Raw genomic sequence first — 20,093 nt, 5'->3', positions numbered from 1 at the left:
ACGGAAGCCGCTGCCGACCCAGCGCGGCTACGGCGCCACCCAGGCGTAGCGGTGTTCGGGGCGGCCCGTGTCGCCGTACTTGAGGGAGAGGCGGAGGCGGCCGGCCTGTTCCAGGTGGCGGAGGTAGCGCTGCGCCGTGGAGCGGCTCAGGCCGGTCTCGGCGGCGACCTCGTGGGCTGAGAGCGGGTGGCCGGCGCGGTGCAGGACGCCGCAGATCAGGTCGGTGGTCGGTTCCGAGTGGCCGCTCGGCAGACCGGGGGAGGCGGGCACGGTGGTCGTGCGCAGGGCGCCGAAGATGCGGTCGACCTGCTCCTGGCCAGCGATGCCGCGCCCGCCGACGCGGTCGACGGTGCGGCGCAGGGCGGCGTACGAGTCGAGGCGGGTGCGCAGCGCGGCGAAGGTGAACGGCTTGACCAGGTAGTGCAGGGCACCCAGGCGCATCGCCCGCTGCACGGTCGTCACATCGCCGGCCGCCGTGATCATGATGACGTCGGTCGTGTGGCCCTGCTGCCGCATGCGGTGGACGAGTTCGAGACCCGTCTGGTCGGGCAGGTAATGGTCGAGCAGTACGAGGTCGATGGCTCCGCGTTCCACTGTGGCCAGCGCCTGCGCAGCGCTGTGTGCGCGGGCGGCGACCCGGAAACCGGGAACCTTTCCCACGTACTTGGCGTTGATCTCGGCGACACGGAAGTCGTCGTCCACGACCATGACGTCAATCATTGGGCCTCTTTCCTCAAGGCCAGGCGAGCGTTAAGCCCGTGTTTCGGCTCCGCAGTTGTAGCGCGAGCAAAAAGAGCACAACAGGCTCTTGCGAGCAAAAGAACGGCTTGCGCCCAGAAGACTCCTGTTGTGGTCCGGGCCACATCTACGGTCCCGGCCATGAGCGCAGACACCAGCCCCGCCATCGAGCTGCGGGGCGCGAGCAAGACCTTCAGGACCCCGTCGGGGGGTCTGCACACGGCCGTACGGGGGCTTGATCTCACCGTAGGACGTGGCGAGTTCGTGGCGGTCGTCGGCCCCACGGGCTGCGGCAAGTCGACCACGCTGACCCTCGTCAGCGGGCTGGAAGAGCCCTCCGAGGGCGATGTGCTGGTGGCCGGGGAGCCGGTTTCCGGTGTCGGCGACAAGGTCGGTTTCGTCTTCCAGCAGGACGCCACCTTCCCCTGGCGCACGGTCCTCTCCAACGTCATGGCGGGCCCGCGCTTCCGGGGCGTACCGAAGGCCGAGGCCAAGGCGAAGGCGCGGGAGTGGCTGGCCCGGGTCGGGCTCTCCGCCTTCGAGGACCGCTATCCGCACCAGCTCTCCGGCGGTATGCGCAAGCGCGTCGCGCTCGCCGCGACCTTCGTCAACGACCCCGAGATCCTGCTGATGGACGAGCCGTTCTCGGCGCTCGACGTGCAGACCAGGGCGCTGATGTCGGACGAGCTCCTGGAGCTGTGGGAGGGCACCGGCGCCTCGGTCGTCTTCGTCACCCACGACCTGGAGGAGTCCATCGCGCTGGCCGACAAGGTCGTCGTGATGACCGCCGGGCCGGCCACCGTGAAGCAGGTCTTCGACATCGACCTGCCCCGGCCCCGCAAGGTCGAATCCGTGCGCCTGGAGCCGCGGTTCATCGAGATCTACCGCGAGATCTGGGAGTCCCTCGGCGAAGAGGTCCGCATCACGCGCGAGAGGGGTGCGGCCAATGTCGCCTGAGGTCATACCCGAGGACCGGGTCGCTACGGCTACGACCGTGCCCGGCGGCAAGACGGACCGCGCCCATTCACGCGCGCGTGCCGCCCGTAAACGCAAGCTCGGTGTCGGGGCGGCGAGAGTGCTGCTCCTGGTCGCCGTTCTCGGTCTGTGGGAGGCGCTCTCCCGGGCCAAGGTCATCGATCCGTTCAACTTCTCGATGCCGTCGAAGATCTGGGACCAGATCTACACCTGGGTGATGCACGGGACCGCGCTCGGCTCCCTGGGGGAGCAGATCTGGTTCACGCTCCAGGAGGCGCTGCTGGGCTGGATCATCGGTGTCATCGCCGGTGTCGTGTTCGGCATTGCTCTGGGGCGGATCACCTTGCTCGCCGACATACTTGGTCCATACATCAAGGTGCTCAACTCCATACCGAGGATCGTCCTCGCCCCGATCTTCGTGATCTGGTTCGGACTCGGACCGGCCTCCAAGGTCGCGTCGGCCGTCGTGCTCGTCTTCTTCCCGGTGTTCTTCAACGCCTTCCAGGGCGCCCGCGAGGTCGACCGCAACCTGGTCGCCAACGCCCGCATCCTCGGTGCCAGTGACCGCAGGGTGACCCTTCAGGTGGTCATCCCGTCCGCCACCTCCTGGATCTTCACCAGCCTCCACGTCAGCTTCGGCTTCGCCCTCATCGGCGCGATCGTCGGCGAGTACATCGGCGCCACCAAGGGCATCGGCCTGCTCGTCGCGCAGTCCCAGGGCACCTTCAACGCGGCCGGTGTGTACGCCGCGATGGTGATCCTCGCGGTCGTCGCCCTCGTCGCTGAAGGGCTCCTCACCTTCGCCGAGAACCGCATCTTCCGCTGGAAGCCGTCGGGCTCCGACAGCTGAACGGCCCCTCCTGGGGCCCCTGTTGAAGAGCCCCTTCCTCCTCGCACCACACCCTCACAAGGACGTGAACCGCCATGCGCAAAACCGCCAGATACGCCGCCCTCGCCGCCTCGGGCCTGCTCGCCCTCTCCACGCTCACCGCCTGCGCCAACGACGCGGCCGGCACCGCCTCCACCGGCTCCGGCAGCAAGGGCGACGGCAAGGGCGTGAAGGTCAAGATCATGGTCGGCGGCCTGGACAAGGTCATCTACCTGCCCGCGATGCTCACCCAGCGGCTCGGCTACTTCGACGCCGAGGGCTTCGACGTCGAACTGCTGAGTGAACCGGCCGGCGTCCAGGCCGAGACCGCGCTCGTCTCCGGGCAGGTCCAGGGAGCCGTCGGCTTCTACGACCACACGCTCGATCTGCAGGTCAAGGGCAAGTCGGTCGAGTCCGTGGTGCAGTTCTCGCAGGCGCCCGGCGAGGTGGAGGTCGTCTCCACCAAGGCGGCGGGGAAGGTCAAGTCGCCCAAGGACTTCAAGGGCAAGAAGCTCGGTGTGACCGGCCTCGGCTCCTCCACCGACTTCCTCACCAAGTACCTCGCCGTGAAGAACGGCATCAGTGTCAGCGAGTTCACCCCGGTGGCGGTGGGCGCGGGACCGACCTTCGTCGCCGCTCTCCAACAGGGCTCCATAGACGCCGGTATGACGACCGACCCGACCGTCGCGACGATCCTCGACAAGAAGGCGGGCACGGTCCTCGTCGACATGCGGACGCCCGAGGGATCGCAGGCGGCGCTGGGTGGGCCGTACCCCTCGTCAAGTCTGTACATGCAGACGGACTGGGTGAACAGCCACAAGTCCACTGTGCAGAAGATGGTCAATGCATTCGTCAAGACGCTCAAGTGGATGTCCACGCACAGTGCCACCGAGATCGCCGACAAGATGCCCGCCGACTACTCCCAGGGCAACAAGACCCTCTACGCCACCGCGATCAAGAGGACGCTGCCGATGTTCACCAAGGACGGCGTGATGCCGGCCAACGGTCCGGAGACCGTCGAGAAGGTCCTCAAGGCGTTCAACCCCACCATCAAGAACGCCGACGTGGACCTCGACAAGACGTACACCACCGAGTTCGTGAAGAACGCGACAGGCTGACCGGCCCTGCCCTCAGACGCGGGTCGCCCACACGTAACGGTGTTCCGGGCGGCCCGCGTCGCCGTATTTGAGCGTCAGCCTGGCCCGTCCGGTGCGCTCCAGGAGCTTCAGATAGCGCTGGGCGGTCTGCCGGCTCACCCCGGTGCGGTCGGCGATCTCCTGGGCGGACAGGGGGCCTTCGGCGTTCATCAGGGACTGGCGCACGAGTTCCGCGGTGGTGGGGGAGTGTCCTTTGGGCAGCCCGGGCTCCGACGGCGTGGACAGGGCGCCGAAGATGCGGTCCACCTCGGCCTGTTCGGCCTCGCCGCCGCCGTCGAGGGTGCGGCGCAGCTCGGCGTACGCCTCCAGCTTGGCCCGCAGCCCCGCGAAGGCGAACGGCTTCACCAGGTACTGCAGCGCGCCCTGCCGCATCGCCGCCTGTACGGTCGTCACGTCGCGGGCAGCCGTCACCATGATCACGTCCGTCTGGTGACCGCGCCGGCGCATCTCCTGGACGACCGCCAGGCCCGTCTCGTCAGGCAGGTAGTGGTCCAGCAGGACCAGGTCCAGACGGGGCAGCGTCTCCAACTGGCGCAGCGCATCGGCCGCGTTGTGGGCCTCGGCGGCCACGTGGAAACCCGGCACCTTCTCGACGTAGGCGGCGTTGACCCGTGCGACCCGGGTGTCGTCGTCGACGACCAGGACCTCGATCATCGCGAATCCTCCTCGGTGACGGTCTCCCCGGGGGCGGTGAGAGCGGGTTCCAGGTCCGGTTCGGTCAGCGCCTCGGGCAGGACGACCACGAACTCCGCGCCCCCGCCGAACGCCTCCGTCACGACCGCGCTGCCGCCCTGGCGTTCGGCGAGCCGACGCACCAGGGAGAGGCCGATTCCGCGCTTTCCATGGGCCGGGGGCTTCTTCGTGGACCACCCCTCGGTGAAGACCAACTCCCGTTGTTCCTCCGGGATCCCGGGCCCCGTGTCCCGCACCCGGAGAACCGCCGTCCGCCCTTCCGTCCGCAATTCGACCTCCACGCGCGCGTGCGGTGTGCCTCCGACGGCGTCGAGCGCGTTGTCGACCAGGTTGCCGACCACCGTGACCAACCCCCGTGGGTCGATCAGCCGGTCGGGCAGCCAGGTCCGGTCGGAGATCCACAGGGCTACGGCCCGCTCGGCCGCTACGGTCGCCTTGCCCACCAACAGGGCGGCGAGCAGGGGGTCCTGAATCTTCTCGGTGACCTGTTCGGCGGTGGCCCGGTGATCGCCGACGACCTCGCCGACGAAGTCCACGGCGTCGTCGTACATCTCCAGTTCGAGCAGCCCCAGAAGCGTGTGCATCCGGTTGGCGTGCTCGTGGTCCTGGGCGCGCAGGGCGTCGATCAGGCCGTGCGTCGAGTCCAACTCCCGGCCCAGCTGCTCCAGTTCGGTGCGGTCGCGCAGGGTGGCGACGGCGCCCCCGTCGTCGGTGGGCATCCGGTTGGTGACCAGGACCCGCTGGCCCCGGACGGCGAGCAGATCGGTGCCGGTCACCCGGCCGGCCAGGACGTCGGTCGTACGACCTTCGCCGAGCGCCTCGTCCAGGGACCGGCCGACCGCCTCGTCACCGATGCCCAGCAGCCGCCGAGCCTCGTCGTTCAGGAGCCGTATGCGGCCCGCGCGGTCCAGGGCGACGACACCCTCCCGGATGCCGTGCAACATCGCCTCGCGCTCCGAGAGCAGCGCCGAGATGTCAGAGAAGGCAAGGTCCCGGGTCTGCCGCTGGACCCTCCGGGAGACCAGCCAGGCCGCCAACGCGCCGACGGCGAGAGCACCCCCGGCGTACGCCAGCAGCCCCGGGATCGCGCCGATCAACTGTGCGCGCACACCGTCGTACTTGATGCCCACGGAGACGGCCCCGATGATCGTGCCGTCGGCGTCGCGCATGGGCACTTTGCCGCGGGCCGAGCGGCCCAGGGTGCCCTGGTCGATCTCCTTGACCTCCTGACCGGCCAGCGGCTGGCCGGGAGAGGTCGATACGAACCAGCCGATCTCGCTCGGAGTGGTGTGCGACCAGCGCACGCCCCGCCAGTCCATCACCACCACGTACTCGGCCTTGGTGGCCTTCCGGATCCGCTCCGCCTCCTTCTGCACGGGCCCGTCCACGCTCGGAGGGGTGCTCTGGAGGTCCTTGATGATCTGCGGCTGCTGCGCGGTGGTCTGGGCGATGGCCAGGGCGCGGTTCATCGCCTCCTGGTCCAGCTGCTTGCTCAGCGGCGCGAGGAACAGCCCGGTCGCCAGGACCGCGACCCCCGCGGCGATCGCCAGCTGCATCAGCAGCACCTGCGAGAACACCCGCCGCGGCAGCCCGAGGCGACGGCGGCGTGCGAGAGGCGTGGGGCTCATACCCACGAAGGTACGTGCCGGGACGGGGCCCGCCCTAGGGGTGTGGTGTGGATCTCTTGACCAATTCTTGGGGAAAGTGGCCTCCAGGAGAGGGCGGTTCCCCACGGGAGCCGGTCGGGTCACCCGGTGCCGGGCGGGTCAGCCCGCCAGGGCCGCCGTCAGCTCACGCACCGCCACCACGTCCATCCGCGCCGGCGCGCCGAGAACCGACGCCCCACAGCTCTCCGGCCGGGGCGGCAGGGAAGCGCCCTGGGCGACGATCACGCGCCAGTGGCGGCCGTCCGTGTGCGCGACCGTCACCTCCCAGCGGGGCGCGCCGCCGTCCGTCCGTACGACACTCAGCGCGTCCGCCGCGTACTCGCGCGCCGCCGTCCGCACGGCCAGCTCCGCCGCCTGTCCGGGCCGCTCCCAGGCCGAACCGCCCCGGCAGCCCTCGACGACCACACGGCCTTCCTGGACGCCCTGGAGGATCTCCTTGACGGTGTGGGCGCCGACGCGCCCGTACGCGTATCCGTACGGCAGGACGAGCACCGTGGGCGAGAAACGGTGGCCGCCCAGATGGGTGACCTCCCAGGCGCCCTCGACCCCGGAGGCCGCAAGTTCGACGGCTAGCGGACGACCCAGGAGTGCGCAGCAGCGGTCGCGCTTGCCGTTGGTGCAGACGAGCGCGAGCGGATCGCCGGTGTGGGCCCGGCCGCCGAGCGCCGAGCCGAACGAGTGCGGGTCGCCCGCGCCGAGGGCCGCGAAGTCGAGGCCGAGCAGCTGCCGCGGGTCGGTCGTCGTGGCGCTGTGCAGCCAGGCGTTTCCGGGGACGGTGTGGGCCACGTACACCTGCCGTACCCGGGACGGCGCGAGGTCGGCGTGCCGCCCGGGACGCCGGATGAGCGCGATCCGCACGCCAGTGTTCACGGCCGCCGTCTCCAGGGCACGCCCCAGCGCGGGGTCCAGGTGGCTCGAAGTGAGCGCTTTGGCACCCCAAGGACCGGGCTGTTCCAGCAGCAGCCACGTCGTCGCCGTGGCCGCGGTTCCGGAAATGGGCTCGTCGAGGTCCCGAGAGACGGTCGCGCACGTACTCACAGAGGTGAGCCTAACCTGACTTGGCCCGGGGTGACTTCCGGCCGGGCCCATGTCCTACTCCGGAAGTGGTTGAGGCGGTTTCTGGCCGACGTAGTGGCCGCTGGGCCGCATGCGGAGCGGGCGTTCGCCGTACTCCTCCAGGGCGTGCGCGATCCAGCCCGCCGTACGGGCGACCGCGAAGATCGTCTCGCCCGCCGTGGAGGGCATTCCGGAGGAGACGGTGAGCACGGCGAGTGCCAGGTCGACGTTGGCGTGCAGCGGGGTGTGTCGGGCCGTGGTGGCGACGATGTCCCGGGCCGCGGCGAGCGCGGGCCCGGCGCCGGGAACGTCCTTCAGGAGTGCGAACAGGGCACGCGCGCGTGGGTCTTCGCCCGGGTAGAGCCGGTGGCCGAGTCCGGGGATGCGGCGGCCGGACCGCAGTTCGTCGGCGACCACCGGGGCGGCGCTGCCCTGGTCGAGCACGTCGAGCAGCATCCGGTGCGCCAGACCGCTGGCCGCGCCGTGCAGGGGGCCTTCGAGGACGCCCAGGCCGGAGGAGACGGCCGCGTAGGCGTGCGCGCGGGCCGAGGCGGCGACCCGCACCGCGAGGGTGGAGGCGGCCAGGTCGTGGTCGACGAGCAGGCCAAGTGCCGTGTCCAGGGCGCGCAGTGACGCCTCGTCAGCTGTCTGCCCGCTCAGCCGTGCCCACAGGCGGTGGGCGAGCGGACCTTCGTCGCGATGCGCGCGCCGCACCGGTGGCAGGGCGGCGACGAGGGTGGGGATGAGCGTGCGCGCCGTGCCGAGCACGGCGTCCTCGGAGAGGTCGAAGCGCAGCGGGTCGGCGGTCGCCGCCGCGATGGCCGCGACCCGCAACCGGTCGGTGGGGCCGGTATGTTCGGGCAGCGCGTCCACCGCGCGGCGGGCGACGGCGACGCTCGCCCTCGGCGCGGTGAACGTGATCCCGGGACGCAACTCCCCGGTCCACAGCCACTCGGCGATCTCCTCGTAGGAGTGGCGCGCGGCCAGTTCGGTCGCGTCGACGCCCCTGAAGAAGTACCGGTCCTTCTCGATGAGCGTGATCCGGGTCCGTACGGACAGTTCGCCTCCCGACCCCGAACTCCCGCTGCTCTCCCGCCTGTTGCGCAGGGCGAGCGCCTCCACCTCCTTGGCGTCGAAGGTGCTGCCCCGGCCACCGGGCTCGCGCCTGCTGCCCAGCTGCCCGCGACTCACGTACGCGTACACGGTCTCGGGCTTCACGCCGAGCAGCTCGGCGGTCTCCTTGGTGCTCAGCCGTCGCTCGGGGTGACCGGGAGCGGTTTCTTGATCGCGCATGGAGGTCACCGTATCCACCCTTGCTCTGCATTGATTCAATCAATATTGACAGAGATTGAGTCAACCATGGACATTTGAATCAAGTCCAGGGAGGAAACATGTCCATCAGCAGGGCCGCAGCCACGCGTATCGAGGTTCCGCGGGGACTCGCGGGCGTCGTCGTCACCGACACCCGAATCGGTGACGTCCGGGGGACCGAGGGCTTCTACCACTACCGCCAGTACTCCGCCGTCGAGCTCGCGCAGACCCGCGGCTTCGAGGACGTCTGGCATCTCCTGGCCCACGGCGAACTGCCGGACGCCGAACAGAGCGCCGCCTTCGCCGCCGAGACCGCGGCGCTGCGCCGACTGCCCGACCAGGTGCGGGCCGCACTGCCCGCCGTGGCGGCGGCGAGCGGGACGTCCGGACCGCTGTCCGGCATGCGTACGGCGCTGTCGCTGCTCGGCGCCGCGAAGGGATTCCGGCCGGTGTACGACATCGACACGGACGCGCGCCGCAGAGACACCCTTGTGGCCGCAGCCGCCGTACCGACGCTGCTGGCCGCGCTGTACAGGCTGGGGCAGGGGCTCGACCCGGTGGAGCCGCGCGAGGACCTCTCCTTCGCGGCCAACTACCTCTACATGTTGACGGGTTCGGAGCCGGACAAGCAGCAGTCAAGGGCGATCGAGCAATACTTGATCTCAACCATTGACCACGGATTCAATGCGTCAACCTTCACCGCGCGGGTCATCGCGTCGGCGGGGGCGGATGTGGCGGCCTGCCTGGTCGGAGCCGTAGGGGCGCTCTCGGGCCCCTTGCACGGCGGCGCTCCCAGCCGCGCCCTGGACACCCTGGACGCGATCGGCACCCCGGACCGTATCGACCCCTGGATCCGCGAACGCGTCCTCGCCGGCGACCGCATCATGGGCTTCGGCCACGCGATCTACCGCACGGAGGACCCGCGCTCGCGGATGCTGCGCGAAGTCGCGCAGCAGTTCGGCGGCACCCGGGTCGAGTTCGCGATCGAGGTCGAACGCCAGGTGGAGGCGATCCTCGCCGAACTCAAGCCGGGCCGCGAACTCCACACGAACGTCGAGTTCTACGCGGGGCTGGTCATGGAACTCTGCGGGCTGCCACGGGAGATGTTCACGCCTACGTTCGCGGCTGCGCGAGTGGTGGGGTGGGGCGCGAATGTGGTGGAGCAGGCGGAGGACTCGAAGATTATTCGGCCGGTGGCTCGGTATGTGGGAGCCCTCGCTCCCGTGGCAGTGCCGCTCATGAGCTGACGACGGCCTCAGGCACGCGTGTGGCCTGGTGCCGTTCTGGCGCCAGGCCTCATGGGTGGTGACCGAGCAGTGACGGTGTGCCGGGCCGCTCGCCGGGTGGGTGCCGGACTCGCTCACTGTTGGGGGCGGCCGGGGTGCGGGGACGGGACGGGTCTTTGGTGGACGCGTGCTCGTGCGGTGCTGTCAGGCGTCGGGGATGTCTGCCTTGGCTCGAATCAACGTCTCCCGACTCACGATGACAATGCGTTCGTAGTCGGCGCGTGCAGCGTCAGGGGGCAGTTCACCGTCCAGCGCCTCGGTTGCCTCGGTGCCGATGACGGCGAAGTTGCCGTCACTGAGTTCGAACACGTCCGGGCAGGTTGCTCCTGAGCTGCTGCCGCGGGCGCTCGGCGGCACGCCGATGCGGCGCACGATCTTCAAGGGATGTACCGGTCCTTACAACAGGTGTGGGCACAGTGCTGAGCAGAAACCTACTGGGATTCGAGAGGTGTTAGTGACGACATGGGTAAAAGTCACTCAGCTGTGTGCTTGATGGAGATGGGTTGACCGGTGTGAGACTCAGGCCGGGTGTCAGTCCGAGGGCGGGTTGCCCACCACCCACCATTCGTCCGTGTCCGCTTCGTCGAGATCCAGGACGAGCCGATCGACCATGCGCCCGATGCCCGCTTCCAGGGATGACTCGTTCAGGGATGCCCGCTGGGCCTTGGAGGCCTGCCAGTACTCCCTGAAGAGAGGGCTCTGGAAGAACTCGCGCAGCCGCGTGTACAGCTCCTCCCGGTCCAGGATGCTTGCCTGATACAGGTGGAAGAGATGGACGTACCACGCGTTGGCGTAGAAGAACTGACGACGTTTCTCGACGGGGATGCTCTTGTCGTAGGTGTCGATCACGGCGGCGAGGGAGGGGTCGTCGATTGCCCGGGCCAGCAGTTCCCAGTGCATGAGTTGCTCATGCGCCAGTGCTGTGCGCCGGATCGCCAACTCCTCCAGCTCGAGGCGCCGTTCCTCCAGCCGCCGTTCAGCCCGCCGTTCTGCTTCCAGGCGTCGCTGACGTGCCGCCAGTGTCATCGTGGCGGTGGCGAGCAGCAGGCTGAGCGCCGCGGAACCGACCCTCCCCGCCGAGTACTTCCGTGTGGCCATGTCAACAACCCCCGAATCAGGCGGCCGTCCGCCGGTCGTCGGGTGCGGGTTGGTGGAGACGGGGACCGGCGAGCGATGGGCGGCGCTTGCCGTCTCCCAGAGTGCCGAGCGGCTCTGATCGGCAGGGAGGCGGAGAGGAGGCGCACGGAGGGAAGCGAGGGTCGCACGAACCGGCGCCTTCCCCAACGTGTGCCCCGCAAGGAGTGCTAACAATCGTTCACTTCGCGGCGATTCTTCCGGCTCGTATCCTGGAGCGGCATTCAACCTCCGTACGTGCACCCGACCGCGATCCGGTGCACGCGTCGGCGTGAAAGAGGTCGCACGTTGAGCCAGCAGAACCCGAGCGCACACCCGAGCCCGAGCGGGAACGGGGCGCCGGCTGCGAGTCCCCCGCAGATCCCCGTCGTCGTGCTCGCCGGATTCCTCGGCTCCGGCAAGACGACCCTGCTCAACCACCTCCTGCACCGCAGCGGAGGCAGCCGTATCGGCGCCGTCGTCAACGACTTCGGGGCGATCGAGATCGACGCGCTGGCCGTGGCCGGAGCCCTCGGCGACTCGACCGTCTCGCTCGGCAACGGGTGCCTGTGCTGTGCCGTCGACGCCGGCGAACTCGACGTCTATCTGGAGCGGTTGGCCAGGCCCTCCGCCGGTATCGACGTCATCGTCATCGAGGCCAGCGGGCTCGCCGAACCGGAGGAGCTGGTGCGCATGCTGCTCGCCAGCGAGCATCCGGGAATCGTCTACGGCGGACTCGTCGAGGTCGTCGACGCCGCCGAGTTCGACGACACCCGCGCGAAGCATCCCGAGATCGACCGGCATCTCTCCCTCGCGGATCTGGTCGTCGTCAACAAGCTCGACCGGGCCGCAGCCGATGCCCCACGCGTCCTCGGACTCGTCAGCTCCCTCACCGACCGGGCCGCCGTGGTGCCCGCCACCTACGGCCGTATCGACCCGGAGTTCCTCTTCGACTGCCGACCCAGCGAGGAGCGCGTCGGGCAGCTGACCTTCGACGACCTGCACGACCACGACGGTGAGGAGCATGCCGGACACCTCCACACCGCATACGACAGCCTCTCCTTCGCCTCCGACGTGCCCATGGATCCGCGCGCGCTGATGGGGTTCCTGGACAGCAGGCCCGAGGGGCTCTACCGGATCAAGGGGTACGTCGACTTCGGCGCCCACGATCCCCGCAACCGGTACGCCGTGCACGCCGTAGGACGGTTCCTGCGGTTCTATCCCGAGCCCCGGGCGAGCGGGGACGCCCGGCTCACGCAACTCGTGCTGATCGGCACCGGTCTCGAACTGGCCGCGCTCGGCAAGGAGTTGGAGGCGTGCCAGGACGGCGACGCCCCACACGCCGACGAGCACGGCATGTGGGGCGTCCTGCGTTACGTACAGGAACCGGAGGATCAGGAACCGGAATCCGGGCCGGAGTTCGATCCCTACTCGGAACCCTAGGGACCGAGGGCGCCGGCTACACCGGCCCCGCCACCACCGACACCGTCTTCGGCAGGGACACGCCCGAGCCGTCGCGGCGCGGGTCCATCTCCGGGAGTTCCGCCGGTGTGCCGTCCCGTTGCGCGGCCTTCGCCGGTACCGCGCCCGCCCAGGCCAGGGACAGACAGTCCTCGCCCCTCAGGAAGCGCTGGCAGCGGACGCCGCCGGTGGCGCGGCCCTTGCGGGGGTACTGGTCGAACGGGGTCAGCTTCGCCGTCGTCTGGACCGAGTCGTCCAGGGTGCCGCGTGAGCCCGCGATCGTGAACACCGCGGCGTCCACGGCGGGGTCGACGGCGGTGAAGGAGATGACCTTCGCGCCCTCAGTGAGTTTGATGCCCGCCATGCCGCCGGCCGGGCGGCCCTGGGGGCGCACCTGGGAGGCCTGGTAGCGCAGGAGTTGGGCGTCGTCCGTGATGAAGACCAGGTCCTCCTCGCCGGTGCGCAGCTCGACCGCGCCGATGATCCGGTCGCCGTCCTTGAGCGTGATGACCTCCAACTCCTCCTTGTTCGTGGGGTAGTCGGGGACCACGCGCTTCACGACGCCCTGTTCCGTGCCGATCGCCAGGCCCGGGGAGGACTCGTCCAGGGTCGTCAGGCAGACGACCGTCTCGCCCTCGTCCAGGGAGACGAACTCCGAGACCGGCGCGCCGCCGGAGAGGTTCGGCGCGGACGCCGTCTCCGGGAGCTGCGGGAGGTCGACGACGTTGATGCGCAGCAGACGGCCGGCCGAGGTGACCGCGCCCAGCTCGCCGCGGGCCGTCGCCGGGACCGCCGAGACGATCACGTCGTGCTTCACGCGCCGGGCGTCGGCGTCCTCCGGGAAGGGCTCGCCGTTCGCCGTGCGGGCCAGCAGGCCCGTCGAGGAGAGCAGCACCCGGCAGGGGTCGTCGGCAACCTGGAGCGGCACGGTGGCGTCGGGGGCGCCCGCCGACTCCAGCAGGACCGTGCGCCGGTCGGTGCCGAACTTCTTTGCCACCGCGGCCAGTTCGGTCGAGACCAGCTTGCGCAGCTCGGTGTCCGACTCCAGGATGCGGCTCAGCTCGGCGATCTCCGCGGTGAGACGCTCCATCTCCGACTCCAGCTCGATCCGGTCGAACCGGGTGAGCCGGCGCAGCGGCGTGTCCAGGATGTACTGCGTCTGGATGTCCGACAGCGAGAAGCGCTCCATCAGGCTCTGCTTCGCCTGCGCGGAGTTGTCGCTGGAGCGGATGATCCGGATGACCTCGTCGATGTCGACGAGTGCCGTGAGCAGACCCTCTACGAGGTGCAGGCGGTCGCGCCGCTTGGTGCGGCGGAACTCGCTGCGCCGCCGTACGACGTCGAAGCGGTGGTCGAGATAGACCTCCAGGAGTTCCTTGAGGCCCAGCGTGAGGGGCTGGCCGTCGACCAGGGCGACGTTGTTGATGCCGAAGGACTCCTCCATCGGCGTCAGTTTGTAGAGCTGCTCCAGGACCGCTTCCGGTACGAAGCCGTTCTTGATCTCGATGACCAGGCGCAGGCCGTGCGCGCGGTCGGTGAGGTCCTTGACGTCGGCGATGCCCTGCAGCTTCTTCGCGCCGACCAGGTCCTTGATCTTGGCGATGACCTTCTCCGGGCCCACGGAGAAGGGCAGTTCGGTGACGATCAGGCCCTTGCGGCGCGCCGTCACGTTGTCCACGGCGACGGTGGCGCGGATCTTGAAGGTGCCGCGGCCCGTCTCGTAGGCGTCCCGGATGCCGCTCAGGCCGACGATCCGGCCGCCCGTCGGCAGGTCGGGGCCGGGGACGTGGCGCATCAGGGTGTCGAGGTCCGCGTTCGGATAGCGGATCAGATGGCGGGCCGCCGCGATGACTTCGCCCAGGTTGTGCGGCGGCATGTTGGTGGCCATGCCGACGGCGATGCCCGACGAGCCGTTCACCAGCAGGTTCGGGAAGGCGGCGGGCAGGGCCACCGGCTCCCGCTCCTGGCCGTCGTAGTTCGGGGCGAAGTCGACCGTGTCCTCGTCGATCGACTCGGTCATCAGGTTCGCGGCCTCGGAGGGCCGGCACTCGGTGTACCGCATGGCGGCGGGCGGGTCGTCGTTGCCCAGCGAGCCGAAGTTGCCGTGGCCGTCGGCCAGGGGGACGCGCATGGAGAAGGGCTGCGCCATGCGCACCAGGGCGTCGTAGATCGACGCGTCGCCGTGCGGGTGCAGCTTGCCCATGACGTCGCCGACGACACGCGCGCACTTCACATAGCCGCGGTCGGGGCGCAGGCCCATCTCGTCCATCTGGTAGACGATCCGGCGGTGGACAGGCTTCAGGCCGTCCCGGGCGTCCGGCAGGGCGCGCGAGTAGATGACCGAGTACGCGTACTCAAGGTAGGAGCCCTGCATCTCGTCGACGACGTCGATGTCGAGGATCCGCTCCTCGAACGAGTCGTCGGGCGGCGGGGTCTTCGTGCTGCGGCGGGCCATCGCTGCCGGCTCCTCTTTTCTGGTCGCTCGCCTGGGGGTCGCTCCCCTTCGGCTCACTCTTGCGGAAGCGTGAACGGGGTCTTGACGTGAACCATTGTGGACCGCGGCACTGACAACGCGGACCAGGACCCGGCGTTGGCCGCTCGGCTCCGTCACCGACGGCTGCCGCGTGGGTCCACGTGTGCGACTGCCCGCAGGCTACGCGATCTCGCTCTCGGCGTACGTCCGCCGGGAACTTCGCCGACGGTCCGCACGCTTGCATACAGTGGCGGGACGAGCAGGATTTCTGCGGTTCCAGCCAGAGAATCCGCGATCGAAGGGACGTACATGCCCATGGGTCACACGGCCACCGCCGAGGCAGGGTCCGGCGGTCTGACAGCGACCGAACACCGTTTGGCCAACGGTCTGCGCGTGGTGCTCTCCGAGGACCACCTGACCCCGGTCGCGGCGGTGTGCCTCTGGTACGACGTCGGTTCCCGCCACGAGGTCAAGGGACGCACCGGCCTGGCTCACCTCTTCGAGCACCTGATGTTCCAGGGCTCCGGACAGGTGAAGGGCAACGGACACTTCGAACTGGTGCAGGGAGCGGGCGGTTCGCTCAACGGCACCACCAGTTTCGAACGCACCAACTACTTCGAGACCATGCCCACCCACCAGTTGGAGCTCGCCCTCTGGCTGGAGGCCGACCGCATGGGCTCCCTGCTCGCCGCCCTCGACGAGGAGTCGATGGAGAACCAGCGGGACGTCGTCAAGAACGAGCGCCGCCAGCGCTACGACAACGTGCCCTACGGGACGGCGTTCGAGAAGCTGACCGCCCTCGCCTACCCGGAGGGCCACCCCTACCACCACACGCCGATCGGCTCGATGGCGGACCTGGACGCGGCCACCCTGGAGGACGCGCGCGCGTTCTTCCGCACCTACTACGCGCCCAACAACGCCGTCCTGTCCGTGGTCGGCGACATCGACCCGGAGCAGACGCTCGCCTGGATCGAGAAATACTTCGGGTCCATCGCCTCGCACGACGGCAAGCCCGCGCCCCGTGACGGCGCACTGCCCGACACCATGGGCGGCGAACTGCGCGAGATCGTCGAGGAAGAGGTCCCGGCCCGCGCCCTGATGTGTGCCTACCGGCTCCCGGAGGACGGCACGCGCGCGTCCGACGCGGCCGACCTCGCCCTCACCATCCTCGGTGGCGGCGAGTCCTCGCTCCTCTACAACCGCCTCGTACGCCGCGACCGTACGGCCGTAGCGGCCGGCTTCGGTCTGCTGCGGCTGGCCGGAGCGCCCTCCCTGGGGTGGCTGGACGTCAAGACGTCCGGGGACGTCGAGGTGCCCGTCATCGAGGCCGCCATCGACGAGGAGCTCGCCCGGTTCGCCGCGGAGGGCCCCACGGCCGAGGAAATGGAGCGCGCCCAGGCCCAGTTGGAGCGCGAGTGGCTGGACCGGCTCGGCACGGTCGCGGGCCGCGCGGACGAACTGTGCCGCTACGCCGTCCTGTTCGGCGACCCGCAGCTCGCCCTGACCGCCGTACAGCGCGTCCTGGACGTGACGGCGGAGGAGGTCCAGGAGGTCGCCAAGGCGCGCCTGCGACCCGACAACCGCGCGGTGCTCGTGTACGAGCCGATCGCGGACGAGGATGCCGACGAAGACGCCGACGACGAAGCAGCGGCCGAGGCCGGCGACGAGAACGAGGAGGCGGCCAAGTGACCGAGCTCGCCACGATGGAATTCCACCCGCAGCCCCAGGCCGGCGAGGCCAGGCCGTGGGCCTTCCCGGCGCCCGAGCGCGGAACGCTCGGCAACGGACTGACGGTCCTGCGCTGCCACCGCCCCGGCCAGCAGGTCGTCGCCGTCGAGGTGCTCCTCGACGCGCCCCTGGAGGCCGAACCGGCCGGCCTGGACGGTGTCGCCACGATCACCGCGCGGGCCTTCTCCGAGGGCACCGACAAGCACTCCGCGGAGGAGTTCGCCGCCGAGCTGGAGCGCTCCGGCGCCACCCTCGACGCGCACGCCGACCACCCGGGCATCCGGCTGAGCCTTGAGGTCCCGGCCTCGCGCCTGGCCAAGGGCCTCGGTCTGCTCTCCGACGCACTCAGGGCACCCGCCTTCGCCGACAGCGAGGTCGAGCGGCTGGTCCGCAACCGCCTCGACGAGATCCCGCACGAGACGGCCAACCCGTCCCGCCGCGCGGCCAAGGAGCTCTCCAAGGAGCTGTTCCCGGCGACCTCGCGCATGTCGCGCCCGCGCCAGGGCACCGAGGAGACCGTCGAGAAGATCGACTCCGGAGCCGTACGCGCCTTCTACGACCGGCACGTCCGCCCCGCGACCGCCACCGTCGTGGTCGTCGGCGACCTCACCGGCATCGACCTGGACGCGCTGCTCGCCGACACCCTGGGCTCGTGGACCGGCACCGCCGCCCAGCCGCGCCCCGTGCCGTCGGTGACCGCCGACGACACCGGGCGGGTCGTGATCGTGCACCGGCCCGGCGCCGTCCAGACACAGCTGCTCATCGGCCGCGTCGGAGCCGACCGGCACGACCGCGTGTGGCCCGCGCAGGTGCTCGGCACGTACTGCCTCGGCGGCACCCTCACCTCCCGCCTGGACCGCGTCCTGCGCGAGGAGAAGGGCTACACCTACGGTGTGCGCGCGTTCGGCCAGGTGCTGCGCTCGGCAGCCGACGGCACGGGCGTCTCGATGCTCGCGATCAGCGGCTCCGTGGACACCCCGAACACCGGTCCGGCCCTGGACGACCTGTGGACGGTGCTCCGCAAGCTCGCCGAGGGTGGACTCACCGACGCCGAGCGGGACATCGCCGTACAGAACCTCGTCGGGGTGGCGCCGCTCAAGTACGAGACCGCCGCCGCAGTGGCGAGCACGCTGGCCGACCAGGTCGAGCAGCACCTGCCCGACGACTACCAGGCGACGCTGTACCGGCAGCTCGCCGCGACCGGCACCGTGGAGGCCACCGCGGCGGTCGTCAACGCCTTCCCGGTGGACCGTCTGGTGACGATCCTCGTCGGCGACGCGGAGCAGATCAAGGAGCCCGTCGAGGCCCTCGGTATCGGTGAAGTGACCGTCGTTCCGGCGGAGTAGACGCGGTAGCGGCACGCGCGCGTGGGGGAGCCCTGGTGACTGAAGCGTCACCAGGGCTCCCTATTGTCCGAATTGGGGGAGAGGTTGCCCGTCTGCCCTGTGGCATGCGCAACAAAACCCGTGATCCGTTTGGGGATTGAAAGTGGCCCCCCTTAGCGTCGGTCCGGCTGTCCGTCAGGCACCGCGCCGCACTCGCGGCACCGGGCAGTCATCGCCGAGTCCCCGTACGGCGCGAGCCAGGGGAGCCGGGGACCCACATGAGTCCCTGGGGTGAATCGGACGCCCGCGCGTGTGGCGGGGGAGTCCGTAGGAGACCTTCCTGCTCCGAACCCGTCAGCTAACCCGGTAGGCGAGAAGGAAGGAAAGGACCAGCCACTTCATGGCGTTCACCCGCGCCACCGGGAAGCACCGTCGCCCGAGCCGGACCCACCGCACCACCGTTCGCGCCGCGAGTGTCGCGGCTCTCGCCACCTCCGGCGTCGTAGGCACCCTGGCCGCCGCCCCGGCGTTCGCCGCGGAGCCCGCCCCCGAGCAGACCGGCCTCACACCCGTCGTCGCCATCGGCGACTCCGTGGCCGAGAAGATCGACGCCCAGGCCGTCGCCCAGCGGCAGGCCGCCGCCGAGACGCTCGCCGAGGAGACCGCCCGCGCCAAGGCCGCCGCCCAGGCCGAGGCGGCCCGCGAGGCCCAGGCGCGCGCCGCCCGCGAGGCCGAGCGCAAGCGGCTCAACACCTTCGTCGCGCCGGTCGCCAACTCCTATGTCTCCACCGGCTACAAGACCGGCGGCTCCCTGTGGTCCTCCGGTGCCCACACTGGCATCGACTTCCACGCCTCGACCGGCACCAGCGTCCACGCGGTGGGCTCCGGCACCGTCGTCGAGGCCGGCTGGGGCGGCTCATACGGCAACGAGGTCGTGATCAGGATGGCCGACGGCATGTACACCATGTACGGCCACCTGTCGTCCATCGGTGTCTCCGTCGGCCAGAAGGTCACCCCGGGCCAGCAGATCGGCCTCTCCGGGGCGACCGGCAACGTCACCGGCCCGCACCTCCACTTCGAGGCCCGCACGACCGCCGAGTACGGCTCCGACGTCGACCCCGTCGCCTACCTCCGCAAGCACGGTGTGAACGTCTGACGACGCACCGCCGCACTTCCCGAAGCCCTGGCCCGCCGGCCGGGGCTTTCGGCGTTTCCGGAGCCCTCCTGTCCAAAAAATATCCATGGATTCCGGTCCGCCATCGGAAATTCCCGCTGATTGCAATAGAGTCACGGAACACACGTCAATCGTCGACGTTTCACGGGGATTAAGGCGGAGGTCGGACATGCGTATTCCGGCGCACTCGGTATGCACGGCGATCCGGGACGACATCGTCGCCGGTGTCTACGAGCGCGGCGGCCGGCTCACGGAGGAACTCCTCGCGCGCCGGTACGGCGTCTCGCGCGTCCCCGTGCGGGAGGCCCTGCGCACGCTGGAGGCGGAGGGGTTCGTGGTGACCCGGCGGCACGCGGGCGCGTGCGTCGCGGAACCGACCGAGCAGGAGGCCGCCGACCTGCTGGAGATGCGGATGCTGCTGGAGCCGCTCGGCGCCTCGCGGGCCGCCCAGCGGCGCACCGAGGCCCACCTCAAGGTGCTGCGCGGCCTCGTCAGGCTGGGCCAGGAGCGCGCCAGGAGGGGCAACAGTGAGGATCTGCGCTCCCTGGGCAGCTGGTTCCACGAGACGCTGGCCCAGGCCTCCGGAAGCCCCGCGCTGACCTCGATGCTGACCCAGTTGCGGCACAAGATCGCCTGGATGTACGCGGTGGAGGCACCGGCCAACCCCGTGGAGTCCTGGGCGGAGCACGGGGCCATCGTGGACGCCGTGGCGCGCGGCGACGCCGAGCGCGCGCGGGCGATCACCGCCCTGCACACCGAGCGCGCGGGCACCGCGCACCGGCTGCGCTTTCCCGGCGGCGCGAACGGCACGGACCGTGTGAGGACTTCGCAACCTCCCGTAAACATGTCGGGTCTCCGGCATTAACACGGGCACCGTATACAAAGAAGAGGTAATTCGCGGGGGATTATTTCTGCTGCCCGTAAATGGAATTGCGAAGGGGGGGGGCGCGGGAGATCGGGGGGGCGCCCGGGGCGCAACCCCGGGGGGGGGGCGGGGGGGGCGCGGGCCCCGAGGCGGTGGACAAGGCCGCGGACCTGCTGCCGGACATCGTGCTGATGGACGTACGG

At 70.0% G+C, this 20,093-nt stretch carries 17 protein-coding genes, 1 pseudogene and 1 riboswitch; of the genes and pseudogenes, 10 read left to right on the top strand and 8 right to left on the bottom strand.

Annotated elements, in window-relative coordinates:
- Nucleotides 1-27: 27 nt before the first annotated feature.
- Nucleotides 28-720: a response regulator gene (locus ACFXC1_RS36640; RefSeq protein ID WP_381251178.1), complete on the bottom strand. Its 693-nt coding sequence runs from the start codon at nucleotides 718-720 to the stop codon at nucleotides 28-30.
- Between the two features lie 159 nt (nucleotides 721-879).
- Between ACFXC1_RS36640 and ACFXC1_RS36635 the strand changes: the two genes are divergently transcribed.
- The 3 genes from ACFXC1_RS36635 to ACFXC1_RS36625 all read left to right on the top strand — a co-directional run bounded on the left by ACFXC1_RS36635 (nucleotide 880) and on the right by ACFXC1_RS36625 (nucleotide 3,699).
- Entirely contained in the window at nucleotides 880-1,695 is an 816-nt protein-coding gene (locus tag ACFXC1_RS36635; RefSeq protein WP_019072927.1) for an ABC transporter ATP-binding protein, read from the top strand.
- The gene (locus ACFXC1_RS36630; RefSeq protein WP_381251176.1) at nucleotides 1,685-2,563 is read left to right on the top strand and encodes an ABC transporter permease; all 879 of its coding nucleotides are present in this window, start codon (nucleotides 1,685-1,687) and stop codon (nucleotides 2,561-2,563) included. The genes ACFXC1_RS36635 and ACFXC1_RS36630 overlap by 11 nt, the downstream gene beginning before the upstream one ends.
- A 74-nt stretch (nucleotides 2,564-2,637) precedes the next feature.
- A complete protein-coding gene (locus ACFXC1_RS36625) occupies nucleotides 2,638-3,699 on the top strand; it encodes an ABC transporter substrate-binding protein (RefSeq protein ID WP_381251174.1) in 1,062 nt (353 codons plus the stop codon).
- A gap of 12 nt (nucleotides 3,700-3,711) precedes the next feature.
- On the opposite strand, the gene ACFXC1_RS36620 is transcribed toward ACFXC1_RS36625, so the two are convergent.
- From ACFXC1_RS36620 to ACFXC1_RS36605, 4 genes are all read right to left on the bottom strand, one after another.
- Nucleotides 3,712-4,392, bottom strand: a complete 681-nt coding sequence (locus ACFXC1_RS36620; RefSeq protein WP_381251172.1) for a response regulator — start codon at nucleotides 4,390-4,392, stop codon at nucleotides 3,712-3,714.
- The gene (locus tag ACFXC1_RS36615) at nucleotides 4,389-6,059 is read right to left on the bottom strand and encodes a sensor histidine kinase (protein WP_381251170.1); all 1,671 of its coding nucleotides are present in this window, start codon (nucleotides 6,057-6,059) and stop codon (nucleotides 4,389-4,391) included. Before ACFXC1_RS36615 ends, ACFXC1_RS36620 begins: the two co-directional genes overlap by 4 nt.
- Before the next feature lie 138 nt (nucleotides 6,060-6,197).
- Entirely contained in the window at nucleotides 6,198-7,136 is a 939-nt protein-coding gene (locus ACFXC1_RS36610; protein WP_381251168.1) for a sucrase ferredoxin, read from the bottom strand.
- A gap of 54 nt (nucleotides 7,137-7,190) precedes the next feature.
- Entirely contained in the window at nucleotides 7,191-8,447 is a 1,257-nt protein-coding gene (locus ACFXC1_RS36605) for a citrate/2-methylcitrate synthase (protein WP_381251166.1), read from the bottom strand.
- Nucleotides 8,448-8,545: 98 nt separating this feature from the next.
- Between ACFXC1_RS36605 and ACFXC1_RS36600 the strand changes: the two genes are divergently transcribed.
- Nucleotides 8,546-9,712: a citrate synthase/methylcitrate synthase gene (locus tag ACFXC1_RS36600; RefSeq protein WP_381251164.1), complete on the top strand. Its 1,167-nt coding sequence runs from the start codon at nucleotides 8,546-8,548 to the stop codon at nucleotides 9,710-9,712.
- A gap of 183 nt (nucleotides 9,713-9,895) precedes the next feature.
- On the opposite strand, the gene ACFXC1_RS36595 is transcribed toward ACFXC1_RS36600, so the two are convergent.
- The gene (locus ACFXC1_RS36595; protein ID WP_381251162.1) at nucleotides 9,896-10,132 is read right to left on the bottom strand and encodes a hypothetical protein; all 237 of its coding nucleotides are present in this window, start codon (nucleotides 10,130-10,132) and stop codon (nucleotides 9,896-9,898) included.
- Nucleotides 10,133-10,282: 150 nt separating this feature from the next.
- A complete protein-coding gene (locus ACFXC1_RS36590) occupies nucleotides 10,283-10,849 on the bottom strand; it encodes a DUF6082 family protein (protein ID WP_381251160.1) in 567 nt (188 codons plus the stop codon).
- Between the two features lie 324 nt (nucleotides 10,850-11,173).
- Here ACFXC1_RS36590 and ACFXC1_RS36585 point away from each other — a divergent pair, with 324 nt between their 5' ends.
- A complete protein-coding gene (locus tag ACFXC1_RS36585) occupies nucleotides 11,174-12,307 on the top strand; it encodes a CobW family GTP-binding protein (protein ID WP_381251159.1) in 1,134 nt (377 codons plus the stop codon).
- Between the two features lie 16 nt (nucleotides 12,308-12,323).
- Here the strand turns inward: ACFXC1_RS36585 and ACFXC1_RS36580 are convergent, their stop codons facing one another.
- Nucleotides 12,324-14,780, bottom strand: coding sequence for a DNA gyrase/topoisomerase IV subunit A (locus ACFXC1_RS36580; RefSeq protein WP_381251157.1), 2,457 nt, complete (start codon nucleotides 14,778-14,780; stop codon nucleotides 12,324-12,326).
- Nucleotides 14,781-15,107: 327 nt separating this feature from the next.
- On the opposite strand from ACFXC1_RS36580, the gene ACFXC1_RS36575 reads away from it, so the two are divergent.
- The 5 genes and pseudogenes from ACFXC1_RS36575 to ACFXC1_RS36555 all read left to right on the top strand — a co-directional run.
- The gene (locus ACFXC1_RS36575; protein ID WP_381251156.1) at nucleotides 15,108-16,487 is read left to right on the top strand and encodes a M16 family metallopeptidase; all 1,380 of its coding nucleotides are present in this window, start codon (nucleotides 15,108-15,110) and stop codon (nucleotides 16,485-16,487) included.
- On the top strand, nucleotides 16,484-17,872 hold the full coding sequence (locus ACFXC1_RS36570) for a M16 family metallopeptidase (protein ID WP_381251154.1): 1,389 nt from the start codon (nucleotides 16,484-16,486) through the stop codon (nucleotides 17,870-17,872). Before ACFXC1_RS36575 ends, ACFXC1_RS36570 begins: the two co-directional genes overlap by 4 nt.
- 202 nt (nucleotides 17,873-18,074) lie before the next feature.
- Nucleotides 18,075-18,238: riboswitch (cyclic di-AMP (ydaO/yuaA leader) on the top strand.
- 13 nt (nucleotides 18,239-18,251) lie between these two features.
- Entirely contained in the window at nucleotides 18,252-19,007 is a 756-nt protein-coding gene (locus ACFXC1_RS36565) for a M23 family metallopeptidase (RefSeq protein WP_362984985.1), read from the top strand.
- A gap of 187 nt (nucleotides 19,008-19,194) precedes the next feature.
- Nucleotides 19,195-19,890 carry a GntR family transcriptional regulator gene (locus ACFXC1_RS36560; RefSeq protein WP_019072942.1) on the top strand — a complete coding sequence of 232 codons (696 nt, stop codon included), beginning with the start codon at nucleotides 19,195-19,197 and terminating at the stop codon, nucleotides 19,888-19,890.
- A gap of 125 nt (nucleotides 19,891-20,015) precedes the next feature.
- Nucleotides 20,016-20,093 (top strand): annotated as a pseudogene (locus ACFXC1_RS36555) (DNA-binding response regulator); the annotation flags it as partial.

The sequence above is a fragment of the Streptomyces hokutonensis genome (assembly GCF_042751305.1).
Lineage (GTDB): Bacteria > Actinomycetota > Actinomycetes > Streptomycetales > Streptomycetaceae > Streptomyces > Streptomyces hokutonensis_A.
This window is presented reverse-complemented; position numbering and strand designations above follow the sequence as displayed.